General features: G+C 56.0%; 24 protein-coding genes. 5 read left to right on the forward strand and 19 right to left on the reverse strand.

Features of this window, described 5'->3' with window-relative positions:
• The first annotated feature begins 193 nt into the window (after positions 1 to 193).
• Together AACY26_RS00560 and AACY26_RS00565 are read left to right on the forward strand one after the other, a co-directional pair.
• Positions 194 to 1,159, forward strand: a complete 966-nt coding sequence (locus AACY26_RS00560) for an integron integrase (RefSeq protein WP_339509908.1) — start codon at positions 194 to 196, stop codon at positions 1,157 to 1,159.
• A 389-nt stretch (positions 1,160 to 1,548) separates the two neighbouring features.
• Complete coding sequence (locus AACY26_RS00565) at positions 1,549 to 1,680, forward strand: tetratricopeptide repeat protein (protein WP_339509910.1); 132 nt, start codon at positions 1,549 to 1,551, stop codon at positions 1,678 to 1,680.
• Between the two features lie 74 nt (positions 1,681 to 1,754).
• On the opposite strand, the gene AACY26_RS00570 is transcribed toward AACY26_RS00565, so the two are convergent.
• The 3 genes from AACY26_RS00570 to AACY26_RS00580 all read right to left on the reverse strand — a co-directional run bounded on the left by AACY26_RS00570 (position 1,755) and on the right by AACY26_RS00580 (position 4,241).
• Positions 1,755 to 2,444, reverse strand: coding sequence for a GNAT family N-acetyltransferase (locus tag AACY26_RS00570; protein WP_339509912.1), 690 nt, complete (start codon positions 2,442 to 2,444; stop codon positions 1,755 to 1,757).
• A 120-nt stretch (positions 2,445 to 2,564) separates the two neighbouring features.
• On the reverse strand, positions 2,565 to 3,458 hold the full coding sequence (locus AACY26_RS00575) for a radical SAM protein (protein WP_339509914.1): 894 nt from the start codon (positions 3,456 to 3,458) through the stop codon (positions 2,565 to 2,567).
• A gap of 144 nt (positions 3,459 to 3,602) precedes the next feature.
• Positions 3,603 to 4,241, reverse strand: a complete 639-nt coding sequence (locus AACY26_RS00580; RefSeq protein WP_339509915.1) for a TetR/AcrR family transcriptional regulator — start codon at positions 4,239 to 4,241, stop codon at positions 3,603 to 3,605.
• A gap of 74 nt (positions 4,242 to 4,315) precedes the next feature.
• Between AACY26_RS00580 and AACY26_RS00585 the strand changes: the two genes are divergently transcribed.
• On the forward strand, positions 4,316 to 5,449 hold the full coding sequence (locus tag AACY26_RS00585) for an aminotransferase class V-fold PLP-dependent enzyme (protein ID WP_339509916.1): 1,134 nt from the start codon (positions 4,316 to 4,318) through the stop codon (positions 5,447 to 5,449).
• 231 nt (positions 5,450 to 5,680) lie between these two features.
• On the opposite strand, the gene AACY26_RS00590 is transcribed toward AACY26_RS00585, so the two are convergent.
• The 13 genes from AACY26_RS00590 to AACY26_RS00650 all read right to left on the reverse strand — a co-directional run bounded on the left by AACY26_RS00590 (position 5,681) and on the right by AACY26_RS00650 (position 15,893).
• Positions 5,681 to 6,466, reverse strand: coding sequence for a TatD family hydrolase (locus AACY26_RS00590; protein ID WP_339509919.1), 786 nt, complete (start codon positions 6,464 to 6,466; stop codon positions 5,681 to 5,683).
• 90 nt (positions 6,467 to 6,556) lie between these two features.
• Positions 6,557 to 6,913, reverse strand: coding sequence for a PilZ domain-containing protein (locus tag AACY26_RS00595; protein ID WP_003245164.1), 357 nt, complete (start codon positions 6,911 to 6,913; stop codon positions 6,557 to 6,559).
• 37 nt (positions 6,914 to 6,950) lie between these two features.
• Positions 6,951 to 7,937: a DNA polymerase III subunit delta' gene (locus AACY26_RS00600; RefSeq protein WP_339509999.1), complete on the reverse strand. Its 987-nt coding sequence runs from the start codon at positions 7,935 to 7,937 to the stop codon at positions 6,951 to 6,953.
• The gene (gene tmk / locus AACY26_RS00605) at positions 7,930 to 8,562 is read right to left on the reverse strand and encodes a dTMP kinase (protein ID WP_339510001.1); all 633 of its coding nucleotides are present in this window, start codon (positions 8,560 to 8,562) and stop codon (positions 7,930 to 7,932) included. Before tmk ends, AACY26_RS00600 begins: the two co-directional genes overlap by 8 nt.
• The gene (gene mltG / locus AACY26_RS00610) at positions 8,559 to 9,623 is read right to left on the reverse strand and encodes an endolytic transglycosylase MltG (RefSeq protein ID WP_339510003.1); all 1,065 of its coding nucleotides are present in this window, start codon (positions 9,621 to 9,623) and stop codon (positions 8,559 to 8,561) included. Before mltG ends, tmk begins: the two co-directional genes overlap by 4 nt.
• Positions 9,624 to 9,626: 3 nt before the next feature.
• Complete coding sequence (pabC, locus tag AACY26_RS00615) at positions 9,627 to 10,442, reverse strand: aminodeoxychorismate lyase (RefSeq protein WP_339510005.1); 816 nt, start codon at positions 10,440 to 10,442, stop codon at positions 9,627 to 9,629.
• A complete protein-coding gene (gene fabF / locus AACY26_RS00620) occupies positions 10,442 to 11,686 on the reverse strand; it encodes a beta-ketoacyl-ACP synthase II (protein WP_339510007.1) in 1,245 nt (414 codons plus the stop codon). Before fabF ends, pabC begins: the two co-directional genes overlap by 1 nt.
• A gap of 238 nt (positions 11,687 to 11,924) precedes the next feature.
• Entirely contained in the window at positions 11,925 to 12,158 is a 234-nt protein-coding gene (gene acpP / locus AACY26_RS00625; RefSeq protein WP_010488922.1) for an acyl carrier protein, read from the reverse strand.
• A gap of 195 nt (positions 12,159 to 12,353) precedes the next feature.
• The gene (gene fabG / locus AACY26_RS00630; RefSeq protein WP_339510009.1) at positions 12,354 to 13,097 is read right to left on the reverse strand and encodes a 3-oxoacyl-ACP reductase FabG; all 744 of its coding nucleotides are present in this window, start codon (positions 13,095 to 13,097) and stop codon (positions 12,354 to 12,356) included.
• Positions 13,098 to 13,111: 14 nt separating this feature from the next.
• Entirely contained in the window at positions 13,112 to 14,050 is a 939-nt protein-coding gene (gene fabD, locus AACY26_RS00635) for an ACP S-malonyltransferase (RefSeq protein WP_339510011.1), read from the reverse strand.
• 107 nt (positions 14,051 to 14,157) lie between these two features.
• Positions 14,158 to 15,168 carry a phosphate acyltransferase PlsX gene (plsX, locus tag AACY26_RS00640; protein ID WP_339510013.1) on the reverse strand — a complete coding sequence of 337 codons (1,011 nt, stop codon included), beginning with the start codon at positions 15,166 to 15,168 and terminating at the stop codon, positions 14,158 to 14,160.
• A 2-nt stretch (positions 15,169 to 15,170) separates the two neighbouring features.
• Entirely contained in the window at positions 15,171 to 15,353 is a 183-nt protein-coding gene (gene rpmF / locus AACY26_RS00645) for a 50S ribosomal protein L32 (protein ID WP_010488930.1), read from the reverse strand.
• 12 nt (positions 15,354 to 15,365) lie between these two features.
• Positions 15,366 to 15,893, reverse strand: a complete 528-nt coding sequence (locus AACY26_RS00650) for a YceD family protein (RefSeq protein ID WP_010488932.1) — start codon at positions 15,891 to 15,893, stop codon at positions 15,366 to 15,368.
• 269 nt (positions 15,894 to 16,162) lie between these two features.
• Between AACY26_RS00650 and AACY26_RS00655 the strand changes: the two genes are divergently transcribed.
• Positions 16,163 to 16,741 carry a Maf family protein gene (locus tag AACY26_RS00655; RefSeq protein ID WP_339510016.1) on the forward strand — a complete coding sequence of 193 codons (579 nt, stop codon included), beginning with the start codon at positions 16,163 to 16,165 and terminating at the stop codon, positions 16,739 to 16,741.
• A 135-nt stretch (positions 16,742 to 16,876) separates the two neighbouring features.
• Here AACY26_RS00655 and sppA read toward each other — a convergent pair whose 3' ends face one another.
• Genes sppA through rluC form a run of 3 tightly spaced genes read right to left on the reverse strand, consistent with a single transcriptional unit; the run spans position 16,877 to position 19,503 of the window.
• Entirely contained in the window at positions 16,877 to 17,875 is a 999-nt protein-coding gene (sppA, locus tag AACY26_RS00660; protein ID WP_339510018.1) for a signal peptide peptidase SppA, read from the reverse strand.
• Positions 17,865 to 18,557, reverse strand: a complete 693-nt coding sequence (locus tag AACY26_RS00665; protein ID WP_339510021.1) for an HAD-IA family hydrolase — start codon at positions 18,555 to 18,557, stop codon at positions 17,865 to 17,867. Before AACY26_RS00665 ends, sppA begins: the two co-directional genes overlap by 11 nt.
• The gene (rluC, locus tag AACY26_RS00670; RefSeq protein ID WP_339510023.1) at positions 18,550 to 19,503 is read right to left on the reverse strand and encodes a 23S rRNA pseudouridine(955/2504/2580) synthase RluC; all 954 of its coding nucleotides are present in this window, start codon (positions 19,501 to 19,503) and stop codon (positions 18,550 to 18,552) included. The genes AACY26_RS00665 and rluC overlap by 8 nt, the downstream gene beginning before the upstream one ends.
• Before the next feature lie 848 nt (positions 19,504 to 20,351).
• Here rluC and rne point away from each other — a divergent pair.
• Entirely contained in the window at positions 20,352 to 23,405 is a 3,054-nt protein-coding gene (gene rne, locus AACY26_RS00675) for a ribonuclease E (protein ID WP_339510026.1), read from the forward strand.
• Positions 23,406 to 23,582 lie beyond the last annotated feature (177 nt).

The raw sequence follows: 23,582 nt of genomic DNA on the forward strand, positions 1-23,582 counted from the left end.
AGTGGACCGACGGCTTTATGATTGCATATTAGTGACTTCTTCATAACAACACCTCACCCGGTCGATTCAACATGTAAATTCTCTTTATAAAACAATCAGTTATATTCTTGCCATTGCATACGATCTGTATTCGCTTGACTTCCTCTTTTTGTGCAATCAATAATACTGTACAAACATACAGTACGGATGCGATATGGATACCGCTCCAGCCAAGCCACGTCTGCGAGAACAGTTTCGTAACGTCATTAGGGTGAATCACTACAGCATTCGCACCGAGAAGACCTACTGGTACTGGATACGCTATTTCCTGCGCTACCACCGGATGCGTCACCCTCTGGAAATGGGGCCGGCGGAAGTCAGCGAGTTTCTTACCTGGCTGGCCGTCAGTCGGCATGTGGCCGCTGCCACGCAGAATCAGGCACTTAACGCTCTGGTGTTTCTTTACGGCAAGGTGCTTGATCGGCCGCTGGGCGATATCGGTGACACTGTGCGGGCGAAGCGCCCTGCCCGTATTCCAACAGTGCTGACGCACAGTGAAGCAACCCAGATCATCGCGTTGCTGCCTGAGCCTCACAAGCTGATTGCGTCGCTGATGTACGGCTCGGGGCTGCGTGTTGTCGAAGCCTGTCGGCTGCGAATCAAAGACATCGACTTCGACCGCCAGATCATCACGGTGCGTAGCGGGAAGGGAAATAAGGACCGCACGACGCTGCTGCCGAGCTCGCTGATTGAGCCACTGAGAGATCGCAAATCGCGTATCCAACGTGCTTGGCGCGAGCAAGATGCGTTTTACCAATGCGATGTCAGCCTGCCCTATGCGCTGCGCCGCAAATATCCTAACGCAGCGCGGGCGCTGGAGTGGCGGTGGTTGTTTCCCTCTCAGGGTTTGTGTGCAGACGATGAGGGCAACATAGTGCGGCACCACCTGCACGTCAGTGCAGTGCAAAAGGCGGTAAGGAGAGCTGTACGAGCGGCGGCGGTTGGCAAGCCAGCGGGTTGCCATACCTTCAGACATACTTTTGCTACCGAGCTGCTGCGCCGCGGTAGTGACATCCGCACAGTGCAGACCCTGCTTGGGCATGCCGATGTGCGTACTACGCAGATTTATACCCATGTCCTTGGTAATGCCTTTGCCGGAGTGCAAAGTCCGCTCGGCTGAGCTTTGGCTACGCTGAGCTTTCCCTTTTGTGCTTCAAGACTATTCTAGGGCGCAAAGCGCTGTCTACCCCACTACTTACAACAATCCCACTCGAGGTCCGGATTGTTATCTATGTCACTGTCGTTTGAGCGATGACGCTGCGGGTTTGCGTAATATCCTCATCCAGATGCCGTCTTCACCCGTTTCATCTTGGCGCTGGGAGCAAGGCGCTCTTGAATAGTGCCTTGTTTCTAAACGGCTTTAAGTCATCCGTAAATGTGCACTCTTGACCGATTCCAGCCGGTCGCAACCTGCAAAACTGTGGGGGTCAAGGCTTGGCCGCTAAGACCGCAGAAGCTCTGCGAAAGAGACGTGAAGGCAACAATATCGAGGGATAGAGCAAGATTAAAATGTACGAACAAGGCATCGGGGTTGCCAAGGACGAAACACAAGCACTTAGTTGGTACGAAAAATCTGCGCAGCAAGGCAACTCCAACGCGCAATTCAATCTCGGTGTGCTCTATGAAATTAGCAGCCGCTAATAAGGGACAGGCCAGGTTTTGCAAAATGCTGATTTGAACGTGGTCTGTCCCCTACTCCCCTACTCCCTATTCCATCAGTGAATCGTCGGGAATCGCTCTTTCAGCAACTGCTGAGCCTGGTAGGCCATCTGGTCGAGCAGGCGGTCGCGTTTGTTTTCGGCATCACTCATGGCCTTGTTACCCTGCTGTTGCACAAGGTAGGTGTGGATCTGTCGCACTTCCTTGGATTGAAAAATCGGTGCCAGATCTTGAACCGCCACCATTCCAGTCGAGCGGTAAGCCCGGCTACTGAGCACGACGTGCGGCCCTTGCGCTGCCAGCACGTGCAACCCCATGGATTCAAAGGCCTGCACCTTGCTCGCCGCGCAGGCCAATTCGAGGTGCGGGCGATGCTCGATCACCTGTTGCAACAGGGCCTTGGCGATACCCCGTCGGCGGTGACTGGCTTGAACAGCCAGATAGGCAAGCGTGCAGGCTTCGGTGTCATCCGGGCTTGGCAGATACAGGGCAAAGCCAAGCACCAGCGCTGGATCTTCATCATCCAGAGCCAGCACCAACCTCGGCGAACTGTTCTGAGCGCCGCTCATGGCTTGCAGGTACATGTGCACCTCGTAGCCAATCACGTATTGGTAGAGTTGGTAGAGCGGATTGCTGGGCGTCAGCGGCACCGGACTGATGTCGCTGAAGTAGTCCACCACCATTTGTAGAACCTGAGCGTTCAGGGCCTCTGGTGGTGACGTATCCAGGTGTACAAGGGTGAACATCGAGACGCTGGCTCCAGCCGTGCCCGATCGGGGCAATCGGTGCTGATGCCATTGTAACGCCCACCGCCATCGCTTGCATGGCTCGCCCAATCAGCCGGCATGATAAACAGAAGCGCCAGCCTACAAGCCGCGTTGCCACTCTTGGCGCAGGTGCGCCTGTTGCGGACGTTCAATAGCCTCGCGAACCTGTGCCAGCAAACGTTGCTTATCAGCCCCCAGGTTGCCTTTGAGCACCAGGTAGTTCGAGGCATGGTCACTGCGGAACACCGTGTTTTGCAGTTCAAGCCCCTGCAGCAGTCGCTCAATTTCAACAAAGAGTTGCGCTTGGCTGAGCGGCTCGAAATCGGCAAAGCCACTTCGCAACCGCGCTTCGCCTTGGGGAAAGCTCACCACCAAGGTCGACAGAAACTCAGGTTGCCCAGCATTCATCAAACGCGCTGAATTGTCGGCATGTTGCTCACTCAGCACGCTGCCGCCAAGACCGTTAAGAATCATCACCGAACGCGTGATGCCCGCTTCGCCCAGCTTATCAAGCGCACTCAGGCTCGACTCATAGGTTTCGCCCTTGTTGATCCGCGCCAGGACTTCGTCGTCGCCTGACTCACAGCCTACGTAAGCCATCCCCAACCCTGCGTCTGCTAGCTCCTTCAGCTCGGCCACTGACTTTTTACGCAGGTTACGCGGCAGGCAGTAACTCGATACCCGATTCACCTCGGGCATATGCTCGCGGATTGCTGTGAGAATATTCAACAAGCGCCGTGTAGGCAGCACCAAGGCATCGCCATCAGCCAGGAACACCCGCTGAACGATTAACTGCTCACCAGCCTTGCGGATTTCTTCGAGCACCTGCGTTTCATCACGAGCGCGAAACTTCTTCTGCTCCTGGGTATACATTTCGCAGAAGGTGCAATTGTTCCACGAGCAGCCGTTGGTAACCGGCAGGATCAGTGAGTGTGCCTCACTGGGCGGGCGGAAGACCGGCTCGATGTAGTCGATAGGAAATGCGGCAGCCATGGCAAATCACTCTGCAGGATCAGTAATCTTGCTTGCGCAACACGAGCCACTAAGCTCAATAAATTCAAGTACGGCTGAGTCGTTAAATATGCAGGACATATAAGCTGGCCTCGGACTTATGTCCCAGGCCAGCTAAATGACAGCTTAGCTGGTCGGGTTATCACCATCGCGCTTGCGCTTGTTGCCCATGCGCACGCCGATGTCCATCAGGAACTGGAAGAAGCCTTCCTGATCTTCCAGCACATTGCTCCAGAAGGGGGAGTGATACAGCGCCACAGCGCCGTGTACCAAAGCCCATGCAGCGCAATAGTGGAAATAAGGCGGCACATCTTCGAGCTTGCCTTCGGCGATCCGACCCTTGATCAACAAGGTCAGGCGCTCAAAATTCGAAGCACGAATCTTGTGCAACTGCTCGACCATTTCCGGGACTTGGTTACCCTTGACCACCTTTTCTTCAAGGCGATCAAACAGACGATAACGCTGCGGGTCGCGCATGCGGAACTCAAAGTAGGCACGAGACAGGGCTTCCTGGTCACGGTCGACATCGGCCGAATGCAGCAACTCGTTCAAATCACGCTCGTAGTCGAGCATCAGGCGCAGATAGATCTCAGCCTTGGATTTGAAATGTTTGTAGATGGTGCCTTTACCAATTCCTACTGCGTCGGCGATCATCTCGACAGTCACGCTGTCTTCGCCTTGCTCAAGGAATAGTTTTAGCGAAGTGTCGAGAATTTCTTGCTCACGGCGACGAAACTCACGGACCTTACGGGGTTCTTTCTGCATAAAGGGACTAAGTGGTCAAAAATCGAGCCGACTATTATGCCTCAATAGCGCCAAATTGCACGGATCATCGGACCATGAACGCACTTCGTTACGAGTTTGAGCAGCTTTCTGCAATCAATTACCTTAATCATGCCGCTATTTCGCCATGGCCGCAGCGCACTGTAGATGCGGTAAATCGCTTCTCAAACGAGAACGCCAGGCTCGGTGCGCGTCACTATTCTGACTGGCTGGCAACCGAACATTTATTGCGCGAACGCCTGGCCCGCATGGTCAACGCGCCGTCGAGTGACGATATCGCCCTGGTCAAGAACACCTCGCAAGCGCTGTCCTATGTTGCCTTTGGGCTGGATTGGCAACCGGGCGATCAGGTGGTGATCAGCGATGAAGAGTTCCCCTCAAATAAAATTGTCTGGCAGGCATTAAGTGCGCAAGGCGTTGAGGTCAAACAGGTCAATCTAGCCAACAATGACCCGGAAGCCGCCCTGCTCGACGCTTGCGGCCCGCGAACGCGTCTGCTCTCAATCAGCGCGGTGCAGTTTGCCAGTGGCTTGCGTCTCAACCTGCAACGCCTCGGCCACGGCTGCAAGGGCAAAGACGTGCTGTTTTGTGTAGATGCGATCCAGCAAATCGGCGCCCTGCCCTTTGATGTTCAAGCCTGTGAGTGCGACTTCGCCATGGCTGATGGCCACAAATGGATGCTCGGCCCGGAAGGCCTTGGCCTGTTTTATTGCCGCAGCGAATTACGCGAACAGCTCAAACTCCACGAATACGGCTGGCATATGCTCGAACACGCCGGTGATTACTCGCGTACGGACTGGCAGCCGGCGAAAAGTGCGGTGCGCTTTGAGTCAGGCAGTCCAAACATGCTCGGCACCATGGCCCTGGAAGCCAGCCTGTCGCTGCTGGAAGAAGTGGGTATGGTAGCCGTTGGCCAGGCGCTGGAAGAGCGCGTGCTAGCGCTGACCACTGAGCTGGGGCGGATTTCGGGGGTTAACCTGCACAGCCCACTGAACCCAGAACGCCGGGCCGGTATTATCAACTTCAGCCTCGACGGTTGGGATACCCAGGCGTTGTTTGAAAAGCTCAAGCAAAACAACGTGGTATGCGCCCAGCGTGGTAAGGGTATCCGCCTCTCGCCGCACTTTTACACTAAACCCGAGGTAATCGAGTCAACGCTGCGCCTGATACGCCAAGCCAGTAGCCGCTGAGAACTGAGCAGTAGCTCGGGTATTCCAAATCCGTTTAAGAACCCGCCAAATTGGGCTGGACGATCGGAAAAGTTGACCAATACTCATAAGTACTGGCGAGGCATCTCCCCCCAAGTGACTCGCCAGCCGAGGTACCGTGGACCGCGTACCTTGATTACTCCTAATGGTCTTAACCCGGATTCATCCCCCAGAACCCGGGTTTTTTTTTGCGCTCTGGCCTAGCTGGTCGTGCTACCCGCCCACACGGGCCAGCGGAAACAAGCGCTTGAAGTTGTTGCCGGTCTGCTCGGCCAGCTGCTCGTAGCTAACGCCGCGCAGCACAGCCAAATATTCAGCTACGTCTCGCACATATTCCGGCAAGTTAGGTTTGCCGCGATGCGGTACCGGCGCGAGATACGGCGAGTCAGTCTCAACCAGTAGACGATCAACCGGAACCTGGCGAGCAACTTCACGCAGCGCATCGGCATTGCGGAAAGTGACAATGCCCGACAGCGAGATATAAAACCCCAGATCCAGCGCGGCCTTGGCCATGTCCCAGTCTTCAGTGAAGCAATGCAGCACACCGGCTTGCGGCAGCGCAGCCTCACGCAAGAGCTGCAAGGTATCGGCACGAGCGCCGCGGGTATGCACTATGACCGGCTTGCCGGTGGCCTGGGCCGCTTGCAAGTGCAGGCGGAACGAGGCCTGTTGCAACTCGGCAGCCTCTGGTTCGTAGTGATAGTCAAGGCCGGTTTCGCCGATGGCAACCACGCGTGGGTGCTCAAGCTCACTGAGCAGCCAGTCCATTGCCGGCGTTGCACCCGGTTCCAGATCCAGCGGATGCACGCCGACCGAGCAATCGACATCCTCATAGCGATCAGCCAGACCTTTGACCGCAGCGGCGTTATCCGCGCTCACCCCTATACACAGGAAATGGCCAACTCCACGCGCCCGCGCGGCATCAAGTGCCGCATCGAGCGAGCCGTTGTGGGCGCCAAGATCCAGTCGGTCGAGATGGCAGTGCGAGTCAATCAACATAAAAAAACCAATAATCTTCAGCAAAAAAAGTGAATGCAAAAGGCCGCACTCAATGCGGCCTTTGCGTTAGAGCATCCGAGGCAAGTCAGGCTACATGGTGTGTGTCGGACGATCCGACTTCAGCGCACCGGCCAGATAGGTCTCGATCTTGTTGCGGGCGGTGTTGTCACCGTCATTGAACTGCACGCCAACACCTGCGGCGCGGTTGCCTTGTGCGCCTTTTGGCGTGATCCAGACCACTTTACCCGCAACCGGAATTTTTTCAGGCTCATCCATCAGGTTGAGCAACATGAACACTTCATCACCCAGCTTGTAGCTTTTGTTGGTCGGGATAAACAACCCGCCATTCTTGATGAAAGGCATGTAAGCGGCATAGAGCACGGACTTGTCTTTGATGGTTAGAGACAAGATTCCATTACGCGGGCCCAGGTTAGGTGGCAAGCTCATGCGGCATTCCTGATTTTTTAATACTTAGTGGGCGATTCTAGCCCGGTCCGGGCAAGCTTGCCCACTGTACCAACAAGGCTTCGAGAAGCAGAACACGGTTAAGGTTAGCTTTGGCAATGACTTTTTGTCGTTGCAGCATGATCCAGTCCTGCATTTTTATCACATTGGCCTGGCTGGCCTTGCCCGCCATGTACTGCACAACCTTGCGCATATCCGCCTGGCCAAGGCCTTCTTCATCTTGCGTCAGCTGGAAGCGCAGCATCAACTGCGACCAGTCATAAAACCAATCAAACAGTAACTGCAAGGATACTGAGTTCCAACTTTCGGCCAAGGGGCTGACTGCAATCTGTTGCTTGAGCAGTTTTTTCACGCCATCAACGACCTGAGCGCGCTGTTCGCGCACGCCCTGCTCCTGCATGCGCACAGCCACCAATGGCGATCCGGCGGCCAAACACAGTAGTTCAGCACGCTCTTCGGCACTGGTGTCCGGCAATGCGCTAGCCATCCATTGCAGACTCATGGCTTCGCTGGGCAACGGACACGCCTGTTGCACGCAGCGGCTCTTTACGGTCGGCAGCAAACGGCTTGGCTGATGGCTGATCATCAAGATCACCGTATCACCCGAAGGCTCTTCAAGGCTTTTGAGCAAGGCATTGGCGGCGTTGAGGTTCATCGACTCGGCCGGTTCAACCAGCACGACTTTGCGGCCAGCGAGCTGGGCGGTCTGCACCAGAAAGTTAACCAGGCTGCGCACCTGATCCACCTTGATCGGCTTGTCAAACTCGTCTGGCTCCAGCACAGCCGAGTCAGGGTGAGTGCCCGCCGCCAGCAGATGACACGACTTACACTGGCCGCAGGCATCAAGACCTTGTGGCTGCTGACAGAGCAAGCGTGCACGCAAGCGCTCGGCCAATGCCCTTTTGCCAATGCCTGGAGCGCCGTGCAACAGATAAGCATGGGCATGCTGGGTGCGACCGGCCAATTGCTGCCACAGCGACTCTTGCCAAGGATAAGCCTCAGCCACGGCTCAACTCCAAGATAGTGGGCAACAATGCATCCAGTGCGACCTGTACCTGCTCCAGGGTCTGTGCAGCGTCGACAATGCGATACCGTTCTGGTGCCGCCTGGGCGCGCTTGAGGTAGGTCTGGCGCACCGCATTGAAGAAGTTCGAGCCTTCTTGCTCGAAGCGGTCCAGCCGTCCACGCGCAGCTGCACGCGACAGGCCCACCTCGATCGGCAAATCAAAAACCAGGGTCAGGTCAGGGCGCAAATCACCCTGGACAAAGTTTTCCAACTGGCTGATGCGCGCCTCGGACAAACCACGACCACCGCCTTGGTAGGCATAGGTCGCATCAGTGAAACGGTCGCACAGCACCACGCAGCCACGGGCCAGTGCTGGTGCAATCACCTGAGCGATATGCTGCGCGCGCGCCGCGAATACCAGCAGCAACTCGGTGTCTGCAGACATCGGCTCATCATTGGGCGTCAGCAGCAACTCGCGTACTCGCTCGGCCAACGGCGTGCCGCCAGGCTCACGGCTTAATACAACCTCTAAACCTTGTGCTTCGAGCTTACGGGCCAAGTAGTCACGATTAGTACTCTTGCCCGCACCTTCAGGACCTTCCAGGGTGATAAACAGACCGCTCACTGATTGTCCTTTTGATCATTAGGTGGAACCGGCGCAGGGCTCGAGCGGTAATCCGCCCGACGCTTGAGCTGATATTCGCGTACCGCCCGGTTATGCGCCTCAAGGGAATTGGAGAATGTATGGCTACCGTCGCCACGGGCGACGAAATACAAGCTTTTACCAGGTGCCGGATGCAGCGCTGCATGAATGGCTTCACGCCCCACCAGCGATATAGGCGTCGGCGGCATGCCGGTAATAACATAGGTGTTGTAGGGCGTTGGCTCACGCAGGTCCGCGCGGGTGATGCGCCCGGTGTAGCGCTCGCCCATGCCATAGATAACCGTCGGGTCAGTTTGCAGGCGCATGCCCAGCGCCAGGCGGCGGATGAATACCCCGGCAATCTGGTCACGCTCTTGCGGCACGCCGGTTTCCTTTTCGATCATCGAGGCCATGATCAGCGCCTCATAAGGCTCCTTGTAGGGCAAGTCATCAGCGCGCCCCTGCCACTCTTCATCAAGCACTTGCTGCAAACGTGCATGAGCCTGCTTGAGCAGTTCGTAATCCGTCATGCCACGCACATAGCGATAGGTATCGGGGAAGAAGCGCCCTTCAGGATTCATCCCTGGCTCGCCCAGGCGCTCCATCAACTGCTCATCGGAGACATCGCTCAAGGTCAGTTGCAAGGCATCCTGACGGGCCAAGGCCTGACGAACCTGACGAAAGTTCCAGCCCTCGACCAAGGTCAGGCTGTACTGCACCACTTCGCCGCGACGCCACAGGCCCAGCATGTCACGCACGGTCTGACCGGGCATTAGCCGGTATTCGCCACTGTGCAAGGGTTCGCCGCGCAGGTTGAAGCGCCAGTACAGACGCAACCAAAAAGCCTTGTCGATAACCCCTTCGCGCTCCAGTTGATTGAGCACACCGCCCGGCGTAGCACCTTTTGGCACTTCAAGCAGACGTTCCTGACTCAACTGCAAGGGCTGCTGCAACGCAGTGTGTTGTTGCCAGGCAGCCACGGCAAACGTCAGGCCCGCCAGCACCACACAGACTTCAAGAAACAGCAGTATTTTGCGTATCACGAATTAACTATCCAATAAATCACGAGCAATTGCCTGCAGTCTACGGGTCATGGGCCCGGCCAGCCAGCGACTATCAAGCAGTTCGAGCACCGGCCAGACACCATAGACACTATTACAAACAAAGACCTCGTCAGCACTGCGCAGTTCGTTGAGGTTGATATCCGTCACCGCGCAGGGGATCGACAACTGCCCGGCCTGATCCAGCAGCTCGGCGCGCATCACCCCCGCCACGCCGCAGCGGCTCAAGTCAGGGGTGAACAATTGCCCATCCCTGACCATGAAAATATTGCTGTAGACGCCCTCGATTATGCGCCCGCCAACATCGCACATCAGGCCTTCAGCGTAAGCTGGATCATCCCACTCGGCACGCGCCAACACCTGTTCAAGGCGGTTGAGGTGTTTCAGCCCAGCCAGCAAGGGTTGCTCAGCCAAGGTTGTCTTGCAGGCAAACAGACGCACACCCTCTTGGGCATTTTCAGGCGCGTAGCTGGCCGGTGGCGAACCCAGCAGGATACGCCGCGACTGAGCCGCCACAGGCGGAGCATAACCGCGCAAACCATCGCCACGGGTGATAATCAGTTTGGCGATGCCGTTACCCAATACAGCACAAAAAGCCTGCAGCTCATTGCGCAGCAGGCGCTGATCAAGTGCAATTTTCAAGCGTGCGCAGCCCTGAGCCAAACGACTTAGGTGACGCTCAAGCAACACCGGAGTGCCGGCGGTTACGGCGATGGTCTCAAACAAACCATCGCCATAGGCCAAGCCGCGATCCTTGATCGACAGCAACGCTTCAGGGTGACCGTCGACCCAGCTCAACATCAATCGTTAAACCGGCGGAACACCAGCGAGCCATTGGTGCCACCAAACCCGAAGGAGTTGGAGAGCACTACATCAATCGGCTTTTCTTTGGCGGTGTGCGGCACCAGATCAAGATCACACCCTTCATCAGGCTGATCAAGGTTGATGGTCGGGGGCGCGACTTGATCACGTAGCGCAAGGACACTGAAGATAGCTTCGACAGCACCTGCAGCGCCCAGCAAGTGCCCAGTCATCGACTTGGTCGAACTGACGCTGAGCTTGTAGGCGTGATCGCCGAAAACCGACTTGACCGCAGCAATCTCAGCCTTGTCACCGGCCATTGTCGACGTGCCGTGGGCATTGATGTACTGCACCTGATCCGGACTCAAGCCAGCATCACGCAAGGCATTGGCCATGCAACGGGCTGCCCCTTCACCGTCTTCTGGTGGCGAAGTCATGTGGAAGGCATCGCCACTCATGCCGAAACCAATCAATTCGGCATAGATGTGCGCGCCACGGGCCTTGGCATGCTCCAGCTCTTCAAGCACCAAGGTGCCGGCGCCGTCGGACAAGACAAAACCATCACGGTCCACATCCCATGGGCGACTGGCCTTGGTTGGCTCATCGTTGCGCGTTGACAGGGCACGCGCTGCGGCGAAGCCACCCATGCCCAAGCCGCACGCTGCCATTTCCGCGCCGCCAGCCAGCATTACATCAGCTTCGCCGTAGGCAATATTGCGCGCGGCCATGCCGATACAATGGGTTCCTGTGGTACAGGCCGTTGCGATGGCATAGTTCGGTCCCTGTACACCTAAGTGGATCGACAGGAAACCTGAAATCATATTGATAATCGAGCCCGGCACGAAGAACGGCGATATACGCCGTGGGCCTTGCTCCTGAAGCGCTTTGCAGCTGTTCTCGATATTGGTCAAGCCACCAATACCCGAGCCCAGCGCGACACCAATGCGCTCACGATTAGCATCAGTAACGTCCAGGCCGGAATCACGCATTGCCTGAAAGCTGGCAGCCAAACCGTATTGAATGAATAAATCGAGCTTGCGCGCCTCTTTGGCAGACAAGTACTGCTCGACATCAAAGCCTTTGATCGAGCCACCAAAACGAGTGGTGTAAGCAGAAAGATCAATATGCTCGATCGGGCCGATACCGCTTTTTCCGGCCAAAATGCCCTGCCAACTGCTCGGCACATCGTTACCCAGCGGCGACAGCATGCCCATACCGGTAACTACGACGCGTCTACGCGACACAGCAATCTCCTTTACTCTGTTTTATAAAGCACGGTGCAGTCCACGCGAGTGCAACAAACGCTTATTCACGTTGCTGTTGTACAGTGCTGTGAAAGCTTCGCGTATTACCAGGCAGGTTAAGCCGAGCATTTGCGCGCTGCAATCCAAAAAGAACGGGCTAACAACAGCCACTTAAAGAAAAGCCGCACGGACATGAAGACCGTACGGCTTTTTCTAATCGGGTAACCGACGATAAACGTTAGGCGTTAGCGGTAACGTAATCGATCGCTTCCTGAACAGAGGTGATCTTTTCAGCTTGCTCGTCTGGGATCTCGGTTTCGAACTCTTCTTCCAGAGCCATCACCAGCTCAACGGTGTCAAGAGAGTCGGCACCCAGGTCTTCAACGAAGGAAGCGCTGTTGGTTACTTCTTCTTCTTTCACGCCCAGTTGCTCAGCAACGATTTTCTTGACGCGTTCTTCGATGGTGCTCATACCGTATTTTCACTCCTAGTTGGACAAATCCAGGCAGCTTGTCTGTGCGGCCAGTATATAAAGGGTTTTTAGCATTTCAAGCTGAATGCGGGGTGGCCCCAAAAACACTTCAACGATCTGTCTATAAACCTGTTGCAGCTTTATAACGGATTTTAGACAAAACCTATGACAGTTTTCTGAAGACCGCCGTCACATTTAGCTCATGTACATCCCGCCATTCACAGGGATAGTAGCCCCTGTGACGTATGCTGCGCCATCAGAAGCGAGGAAAGAGACAACATTTGCGATCTCTTGTGCCTGCCCCAAACGACCCAGCGGAATCTGTGTCAGTAACGCCTCACGCTGTGCTTCCGGCAATTCACGGGTCATATCAGTATCGATAAAGCCCGGTGCCACTGCGTTCACTGTAATCGAACGCGATCCTACTTCACGTGCCAGTGCGCGACCAAAACCTTCTAGCCCCGCTTTGGCGGCGGCGTAGTTTACCTGTCCGCCGTTGCCCATGGCACCCACTACCGAACCAATATTGATAATACGACCAAAACGCGCCTTGGTCATACCCCGCAAAACAGCTTTCGACAGGCGATACAGGCTGTTTAGGTTGGTATCGATGACATCAAACCATTCATCGTCTTTCATCCGCAACATTAAATTGTCACGGGTAATGCCGGCATTGTTGACCAAAACCAGCGGCTGGCCGAACTGTTTCTGGATATTTTCCAGTACCGTGCTGACCGATTCGTCACTGCAGACATCAAGCATCATGCCGACGCCTTCGATGCCATTGGACTTGAGTGTTTCAGTGATACGACCAGCGCCCGACTCAGATGTCGCAGTGCCGATCACAATTGCGCCCTGACGCCCCAATTCAAGGGCAATAGCCTGGCCAATACCACGGCTGGCGCCGGTTACCAGTGCAACCTTACCTTGCAAACTCATACTTATTTCCTCAATCAGGCCAACGCCGCACGTGCAGCAGCGAAAGCGTCTGGGGTTTCCAGATTGTAGGTGTTGATGCCTTTGACACAACGCTTGTTCAGACCCGAAAGCACTTTGCCTGGGCCACACTCAACCAAATCGGTAACACCTTGCTCAGATAGGCAAACCATAGACTCAACCCAGCGAACCGGGCTGTAGAGCTGCGCCAAGAGATCAGCCTTGAGCACATCAAGATCAGCAACCACGGCCGCACTGACGTTCTGCACCAATGGAATCTGCGGCGCTTGCCAGTCGATTGCCGATACTGCCGCGGCAAAACGCTCAGCCGCCGGGCGCATCAAGGCACAATGCGACGGCACGCTGACCGGCAATGCCATGGCGCGCTTGGCACCACGCGCCTTGCAGGCTTCGATAGCGCGGGTTACTGCCGCAGCACTACCGGCGATAACCACCTGGCCCGGTGCATTGAAGTTCACCGCGCTAACCACTTCACCCTGCGCAGCTTCATCACAAGCGGCCAGCACATCAGCGTCTTCAAGACCGAGAATCGCCGCCATGCCGCCTTGGCCAGCAGGTACGGCCTGCTGCATTAATTGACCACGGTGCTCAACCAGTTTCACCGCATCAGCCAGCGTAACGCTGCCAGCAGCAACCAGGGCTGAATACTCGCCCAAACTGTGACCCGCAACAAAGGCTGGCTTGGCGCCGCCCTCAGCCAACCACAAACGCCACAGAGCGATAGACGCGGTGAGAATCGCAGGCTGGGTTTTGTCGGTTTGATTAAGTTGCTCTTCCGGCCCCTGCTGGGTCAGCGCCCAGAGATCGTAACCGAGTACAGTGGAAGCCTCGGCAAAGGTATCGGTAATGATGGTTTGCTGGGCGCCAAGGTCAGCCAGCATGGCCAAAGACTGTGAGCCTTGACCAGGAAAGACGAATGCAAATGATGCAGACATTAAACAGATCCCTAGTGTTGTTTTAACCTCGGGTAAGTCGGCGCAGGACGTAACCTGTGCGCAACACGCTGTCGCTTGGATGTCCGAGCATCCAGTGCAGTCACATTCTAGCGCAACAGATCGTCAAGGCGACCCTGCAATCGTTGCGGTAAATTTTCTTCGATCTCCGCCAAAGCTCGGCGAATTGCACTCTGAAAACCTATTTGATCAGCCGCACCATGACTTTTAACAACAATACCCTGCAATCCCAACAAGCTTGCACCATTATGCTGCGCTGGCGCCAACTCACCTTGCAGTCGCTTTAAAAGAGGCAAAACCATCAGTCCCAACGCACGGGTTAACAGGTTAGCCTTGAACAGGTCCGCCAAGCGCCCAGAGATCATATTGGCCAAGCCTTCGCTCGACTTGAGTACGATATTTCCGACAAAACCATCGCACACAACCACATCAGCCACGCCGCGATAGAGACCATCACCCTCAACAAAGCCGACGTAATTGAGCCCGCTGTTTTGTTGCAGCAATGCAGCAGCAGCCCTCACCTGCTGATTACCCTTGATCAACTCAGTACCGACATTGAGCAAGGCCACACGCGGCGTGCGAATTCCCTGAGCCTCGGCGGCGACAGCACCCATTACAGCAAACTGCGACAGGTTTTCAGCAGAGCAATCAACATTGGCACCCAGGTCAAGCAGGTAACACTCGCCCCGCTCCGTTGGCACCGCGGTAATCATTGCAGGTCGATCAATGCCCGGCAGCGTCTTGAGCACGTAGCGCGACAGCGCCATCAATGCACCGGTATTGCCCGCACTGACACAGGCATCTGCCTGACCTGAACCAACCAAGTCCAGAGCAATGCGCATGGAGGCATCGGTTTTGTTTCGCAAGGCATGCGCAGGCGACTCATCCATCGCAATGGTTTCGCTGGCATGAACAATTTTCAGGCGCGAGCGATCAATGCCAGGATGCTGGTCAATCAGACGTTGAATAACTGGAGATTGGCCGACGAGGACCAGGTGCAGCGAGGGGTATTTCTGCAGGCAAGCGATACTTGCCGGAACAATGCAGTGAGGACCGAAGTCCCCACCCATTGCATCAATCGCGATGATTGGAGCGGACAAGATTACTCGTCAGCGCCCTTATCAATCACTTTGCGACCTTTGTATACGCCTTCTGGCGATACGTGGTGACGCAGGTGAACTTCACCGGTGCTCTTCTCTACGGACAGAGCGTTGCCTTCGAGGGCGTCGTGGGAACGGCGCATATCGCGGGCGGAACGGGATTTTTTGTTCTGCTGAACAGCCATACTAATTAACTCCTAAACGTTTGGGTCACGCTTTAACTGTGCTAATACACTGAACGGGTTGGACCGCGTTACCTCGTCCTCGCTCGGCTCAGGCTCATCGAGCCCACCGGGCTGCTGGCAATCATCGGGGTCATGAGCTGGGACAATGGGCAAGGCAAGCAAAAGCTCATCCTCAACCAGCGCAAGCAGATCCAAAGGATCTTCACCCAACTCCAGCACGTCATAGCCTTGCGGCACAGACTGGGTATTCGCACCTTCTTTCACCACAGCGTAATCACATGCGCTTTGGATCGGCAGAGCGACCAGTTCCAGACAACGCTGGCAAACCATTTTGACATCAACCTCAAGTTCGCTATGGAAAACCACAGCATTGCGCTCGTCGCGCTCGAAGAAAAACTTCGCACGCACCTTACCGTCGTTGGCGGCAAGCGGGCTGCAGAGCCTTTGTAAATCGGCAAGCGCAATCTCACCCTCAAGGGTGGCAGTGCGATCTGCTAACTTACGCGGATCAACGTGAGGTGGAATCGGTCCATTCGACATAGGCGCCGCATTCTAGGGATGAGACCCGTACCTGTCAAAGGAAATTAGGCTTATCGACAGCACAAACGACCATCGACCCACGGCAAAGTCAGTTTAGCGCCAATTTACGCCCTGACAGACCACGAATTAATCAGGTTCAGCCACCGCGACCCAGGCCAGCAGAGCAGGCATATAAAGCAGCGAATGATTCGGCCTTTATATTAGAATTTTCGGTATTTAGTGAACACCGACTTATTTATAGCTGCTTTCAAAGGACAAACAGGCCTCACATGCTGCCACTGATTCTAGCTTCAAGCTCACCCTATCGCCGCGAACTGTTGGGCCGGCTTAATCTTGCATTCAGTTGCAGCTCGCCCGATATCGACGAAAGCCGGCTCGCTGATGAAACACCCTGCGATATGGTCAAGCGCCTGGCCCTTGAAAAAGCCCGCGCCCTGAGCAGCACCTATACGCAACACCTGATCATCGGCTCTGATCAGGTTGCAGTGCTTGACCAGCAGGTCCTTGGCAAGCCGCATACCATGGAGCGCGCCTTTAGCCAACTGAGCGCCGCCAGCGGCAAGAGCGTGAGCTTTCTGACCGGCCTGGCATTGCTCAATAGCGCAACCGGCCAATACCAGGTCGATTGCGTCCCTTTTACCGTGCACTTTCGCAACCTCAGCCCAGAACAGATCCAGCGCTACCTGGAAGCGGAACAACCACTCGACTGCGCCGGCAGCTTCAAGGCCGAAGGCTTGGGCGTGAGCCTGTTTCGCAGCACCGAAGGCAGCGACGCCAACAGCCTGATTGGCTTACCGCTGATTCGCCTGGTCGATATGCTGCATGAGGAAGGCTGGCAAATCCCTTGATCCACCAGGGCCTGGCAATGCAAAGCCCGCCCATCAAAGCGCTATCCTCCCGACGGAACCAGCTTGCCGAACACCGCACCCAGACAGCAAAAAGCCCGGAAAACCGGGCCTTTTGACTGACATCAAGCAATTCGACTAGCGCAAGGCTGGGCCTTGAAAGCCCATCCATAGCGCAACATTCTCCGCCACGCTTGCGCCCAACTTCTTGGCAAAGCGATCCAGCGGCGAATCCTGCACAGTAAAATCGACCAACTCTTTCTGGCCAATCACATCACGAGCCACATAGCTGGTGCTACCCAGGCCATCAATCAAGCCAAGCTTCAGCGCCTGCTCGCCAGACCAGATCAAACCAGAAAACAACTCCGGATTTTCAGCGACCTTGAGACGATCGCCACGCCCTTTCTTCACGCTGTCGATGAATTGCTGGTGAGTGGTATCAAGTACGCCCTGCCAGAACTCAGTTTCCTCGGCCTTGGGCGGCTGAAACGGATCAAGGAAAGCCTTGTGCTCACCCGAGGTGTACACACGGCGATCCACACCGAGCTTGTCCATCAGGCCAACAAAACCGAAGCTGGCTGCAGTCACACCAATGGAACCGACCAGACTGGCCTTGTCGGCGTAGATTTGATCTGCGGCGCTGGCGATGTAATAGGCGCCCGAAGCGCCAATATCACTGATCACGGCGTACAGTTTAACGTCCGGATGCTCACCGCGCAGGCGCTTGATCTCGTCATAGATATAGCCCGACTGCACCGGACTGCCGCCCGGGCTGTTGATGCGCAGGATCACACCCTTGGTGTTTTCATCCTCGAATGCGGCGCGCAGGCTACCAACAATATTGTCAGCACTGGCAGCTTCTTTATCAGCGATAACGCCACGCACTTCGATTAGCGCCGTATGGGCACCACCTACATCCCCCGCCCCCTTGCCGAGCTTGAGCATGGGCGAGAACAGCGCCAAAGCGACAAACAGATAAATAAAGGTCAGCAACTTAAAGAAAATCCCCCAACGCCGCGAGCGACGCTGCTCTTGCACGCCCGCCAGCAGCGTTTTCTCTAGCAACTTCCAGCTTTTCGCATCTTCTTTGGATTCTTTTGCTTCGCCCGACTCAGGCAAATTCCACTCATCCGACATAACTGCCCACCTCAACTCGTTGACTATCTACACGCCCTTGCAGCCAGGTACGCAGCTCAATGAACTCTTCAATCGCCAGCGTCGGAGAACACCCACGCAAAACGTCTAAGGGCTGCGCGCCATAACCTACAGCCACGCAATCCATGCCAGCATTGTGCGCCATCTGCAAATCAAACGAAGAATCACCCACCATCAGCGCCTGATTCGCCTGCAGACCAAACTCAGCCAACAACTGTTCAAGCATTAATGGCTGCGGCTTGCTCGCCGTTTCATCCGCACAGCGGGTGGCATCAAAATATTCCGTCCAACCTCGCCCCTCAAGCACACGTTGCAGGCCGTGTCGCCCCTTGCCGGTTGCCACGGCAAGCAAATAACCCTGCTCGCGAAACGCCTCAAGCGACTCCTCAACCCCGGCGAACAAGGGTGAAGGCTCGGCCTCAAGCGCCAAATACTGAGCACTGTAGACACCACGAAAGATCTCAATGGCAGCAGTATCCAGCTGCGCATAGAGGGTCGCGATGGCTTCCGGCAAACCCAGGCCGATTATGCCCTTGACCTGATCATCCGTGCAGCGAACCAGGCCACAGGCATCAGATGCCCGATGCATGGCCTCGACGATACGACCAATCGAATCAACCAGAGTGCCATCCCAATCAAAGATCAGCAGACGATAATCAGGCACTCAAGCGCTCCACTGTCCGCGCCCAAACCTCATCCACCGGGGCCGAGAGCTTAAGCTCGCCACCATCAAGCAACGGCACGATAAGCTCATAGGCGTGCAGAAACAGACGCTTGCCGCCCAAATCGCGAATTTCACGACTGAAATCGTCATCACCGTATTTTGTGTCACCAGCGATACAGTGCCCAGCGTACTGCGCATGCACACGAATCTGATGGGTGCGACCGGTTACTGGCTTGGCCTCGACAATGGTGGCGAACTCACCGAAGCGACGCAGCACGCGAAAGCGCGTCAGCGCCTCCTTGCCCTCGTCACTGACCTCGACCATGCGCTCACCAGAACGCAGGTTGCTCTTTTGCAGCGGTGCATTGACCGACTTCTTCGCTGCTGGCCAGTTACCGCGAACCAAGGCCATGTAGCGCTTATCGACGCCATCACCGCGCAAGGCTTCGTGCAAATGGCGCAACATGCTGCGTTTTTTCGCAATCATCAACAACCCGGAAGTATCGCGATCAAGGCGATGCACCAACTCGAGCTCCTTGGCATCAGGACGCAGCTGGCGGAAGGCCTCGATTACCCCATAATTGAGACCGCTGCCACCATGCACGGCAATGCCTGCCGGCTTGTTGATCACCAGCAGCGCCTTATCCTCATAGACGATAGACGCCTCAAGGCGCTCCAACAGGCCCTGAGCCAAGGGTGCAGGCTCATCTCGCTCAGCAAGACGCAACGGCGGGACGCGGACGATATCGCCCGCCTGTATTTTGTATTCAGGCTTGATCCGACCTTTATTCACGCGCACTTCGCCTTTACGCAAGATGCGGTAAATCAATGTCTTTGGCACACCCTTTAACTGGGTGCGCAGGAAGTTATCAATGCGCTGGCCGGCAAGTTCCGGCGCAACCTCGATCAGCTGTACGCCGGAGGTTGGAGGGGAAGGATTTGTCATCAAGGATCTGTTCTCGTTTCGTTCACGGCCGCGCCGGAGCCTGCTTTAGCGCGAGACAAGGCACGAGACACGAAGTTTGGTTGTTCCAAATAAGTGTCGAAAAACGCAGTATCGCACTAAAACAGGCCCGCCCCTTCGGGTTGCGCGTAAAATCTCGCCATGCGGTGCTGGAGAACTTGGCAAGGGAACAACCATTACCAGCGTCCTCCGCCTAGCCTCGCGAGATTTTACACTGCAACGCGGCTCGCGATGAAACGGGAGCAGACCCTCGGTCAATGATAACAATTTTTATGGATTTGAAGCACTTAATCATTGCTGTTATAGTCGCGAATGCCGCCAAAAGCGGTCTGGTTCGGAGATGTTCGCTAAATTGCCATCCCAGCCAACGCAACCCATTTGGGACGCAAGGCCGTCCGACGGGTTCTTCAGAGCTAGCAAGGCCACATGGGCCCTCGAAGAATTCGGAAATAAAGCCTCGAACATAATGATGCGCAACTCTCCCCTTTTGGTGAGTTGCGGTAATAGCCAACCCGCTACGGATTTTGCGAGCGGCACAGGATTTTCAGCGATACGTGTAAGGTGGAGATGTACAGCAACTGGTTTGCGTAGCAATGAGCTTGCTCAAGACGCCTTATCTCGTCCGCTACCAGTTACCGATTCCTCCTCCTGACTTAGTGCTTACTGTCACATACAGCAAGCAGGAGACGTCCGTCGCGGCCCAGCACAATTGGCTGACCGTCGCTCGACAATGAAACGCCTTACAACCGTTTCTGACGCGCCTAACACCGACTCTGAACGTCGTGTTTGCCGAACGCCGCTTCCGATGCAACGGAAACCGACGGTACTACATGAAAAGAATGCTGATTAACGCAACTCAACCGGAAGAGTTGCGTGTTGCTCTGGTCGATGGCCAACGCCTCTATGACCTGGACATTGAATCCGGTGCTCGCGAACAGAAAAAGGCCAATATCTACAAAGGCCGCATTACCCGCGTTGAACCTAGCCTGGAAGCCGCTTTTGTCGACTTCGGCTCAGAGCGTCATGGTTTTCTCCCCCTCAAAGAAATCTCCCGCGAGTACTTCAAGAAAGCACCCGATGGCCGCGTCAACATCAAAGATGTGTTGAGCGAAGGCCAAGAAGTTATCGTTCAAGTTGAAAAAGAAGAACGCGGCAACAAGGGCGCAGCCCTGACCACCTTTATCAGCCTGGCCGGTCGTTACCTGGTACTGATGCCAAACAACCCTCGCGCAGGTGGCATCTCGCGCCGCATCGAAGGCGAAGAGCGCAACGAGTTGCGCGAAGCCCTCAACGGCCTCAACGCGCCAGTGGACATGGGCTTGATCGTTCGCACAGCAGGCCTGGGCCGTAGCAGCGAAGAAATGCAGTGGGACCTTGATTACCTGCTGCAACTGTGGAGCGCGATCAAAGAAGCCTCCCAAGACCGCGCCGCGCCATTCCTGATCTACCAGGAAAGCAATGTCATCATCCGCGCCATCCGCGACTACCTGCGCCAGGACATCGGCGAAGTATTGGTCGACAGCGTTGAAGCCCAGGAAGAAGCCCTGAGCTTCATCCGCCAGGTGATGCCGCAGTACGCCAGCAAGATCAAGCTGTACGAAGACAGCGTTCCGCTGTTCAACCGCTTCCAGATCGAAAGCCAGATCGAAACCGCTTTCCAGCGTGAAGTGAAACTGCCTTCCGGCGGCTCGATCTTCATCGACCCGACCGAAGCATTGGTGTCGATCGACATCAACTCGGCGCGCGCCACCAAAGGCAGCGACATCGAAGAAACCGCACTGCAGACCAACCTTGAAGCAGCCGAAGAGATCGCGCGCCAACTGCGCTTGCGTGACATCGGCGGCCTGATCGTTATCGACTTCATCGACATGACGCCGGCGAAAAACCAGCGCGCCGTTGAAGAGAAAGTCCGCGAAGCACTTGAAGCTGACCGTGCCCGCGTACAAGTCGGTCGCATTTCACGCTTTGGCCTGCTGGAAATGTCGCGTCAGCGCCTGCGTCCATCGCTGGGCGAGACCAGCGGCATTGTCTGCCCGCGCTGCAACGGCCAAGGCATCATCCGTGATGTTGAGTCGCTGTCGCTGGCAATCCTACGCCTGATCGAAGAAGAAGCCCTGAAAGACCGCACCGCTGAAGTTCGCGCCCAGGTGCCAATTCCAGTTGCAGCCTTCCTGCTCAACGAAAAACGCAACTCGATCACCAAGATCGAACTGCGCACCCGTGCACGCATTGTCATCCTGCCAAACGATCACCTTGAAACGCCGCACTTTGAAGTGCAGCGCCTGCGTGACGACAGCATGGAAGCGCAAACAACTCAGTCCAGCTATGAAATGGCGACCGCTGAAGTTGAAGAAGAGAAGCCAGCGACCGGCACCCGCACCCTGGTTCGCCAGGAAGCGGCAATCAAGGCAGCACCGCCTCGCTCAGCACCAACGCCAACCGAAACCCTTGCGCCTGCTGCAGCTCCTGAGCCGAGCCTGTTCAAAGGCCTGGTTAAGTCGCTGGTGAGCCTGTTTGCGACCAAGGAAGAAGAAAAACCAGTCGTCGTCATTGAGAAGAAATCCGAGCGCCCAGCGCGCAACGATGAACGCCGCAATGGCCGCCAGCAAAACCGCAACCGTGGTGGCCGTCGTGACGGTCGCGATGAAGAGCGCAAGCCACGCGAAGAACGCGCCCCTCGTGAAGAACGCCAACCACGCCAGCCGCGTGAAGAACGTGCGCCACGTGAGGAGCGTCAACCACGCGAAGTTGTAGAAGTTCGTGAACCACAGGAAAACCGCCAGTCGCGCCCTCCTCGCGAGCGTAAGCCACGTGAAGAGCGTCAAGTGCGCGAGCTGCGTGAGCCGCTGGACGCGCCAAGCAACAACGCCACTGAAGAAGCTGCCAACGAGCGCCCGCAACGCGAACCGCGCCAGCCGCGTCAGCCACGCGAAGAGCGTCAACCGCGCAAAGAGCAGACTGCTGCAGCGACTGAAGACGAAGAGCTCAACAGCAACGAAAATGCTCAGGACGACGATCAAGACAACAACGAGAACGAGCGCCCACGTCGCCGTTCACGCGGTCAGCGTCGTCGCAGCAATCGTCGTGAGCGTCAGCGTGATGCAAACGGCAATGTGATCGAAAATACCGAGGAAAACACGGCCGACACGCTAGCCGCTACAGCAGTTGCAACTGCTGCCGCAACGCAAGTCGATCAACCGGCTGCCGCAACTGAGGCCACTGCCACTGAAGAGGCTCAAGCACCAGCTCAAGCCCCACAGCGTCAGAGCCGCAAGCCAGAAGCCGAGCAAGCACCTGCAGTTGAAACCGAAGCCGCTCCGGCCGAGGCAAAAACTGAGGAAGCACCGGCACCTGCCGAGTCAGTTATCGTGCTGCCTGCTACTGAAGAGGTCGCAACACCCGAAGCGCCAAAAGCAGAGCCAGTGGTTGAGGCTGTCGAGCCAAGCGCACCAGTAGCCGTTGAGCCGACGGTTGAAGCCAAAACTGAACAGGTTGCCGAAGCAGTCGCTGAAGTTAAAGCTCCTGAACCAGCAGCTCCTGTTGCTGAGCCGGCCGCCGAACCTGTGGTAGAAGCTCCGGCTCCTGCTCCAGCGCCAGTGGCAAGCAACGGCCGTGCACCAAACGACCCGCGTGAAGTTCGCCGCCGCAAGCGCGAAGAAGAACGCCTGGCGCGTGAAGCAGCGCAAGCTGCCGAAGCGGCTCCGGTTGTTGTTGAAGCTCCAGTTGAAGCGCCTGCTCCTGTACAAGCGCCTGTTGAAGCCGCACCTGAAGCGCCGGCCCCGGCCAAAGCTGATGAGACGACTGAAACAGCCGAACCAGAAGCAAAAGAAACTGAAAAAGCTGAAGAGCAACAGACAGATGATGCGCCTAAACCGCAAGTCTGAGGTTACTCGGTAAAATAAAAAGGGACGCTTCGGCGTCCCTTTTTTATATCCTGTGACCCGTCCTGAATAAGGCATCACTCAAGCACAGGCAAATACCTCGTAGGGTGCGACAACGCGAAGCTTGTCCTCCGCAAACCTAGCGAGCAAAGAGTCAATTATAGTTAAGCAACCGGTTTT

The sequence above is a fragment of the Pseudomonas sp. RL_15y_Pfl2_60 genome (genome assembly GCF_963970595.1).
Lineage (GTDB): Bacteria > Pseudomonadota > Gammaproteobacteria > Pseudomonadales > Pseudomonadaceae > Aquipseudomonas.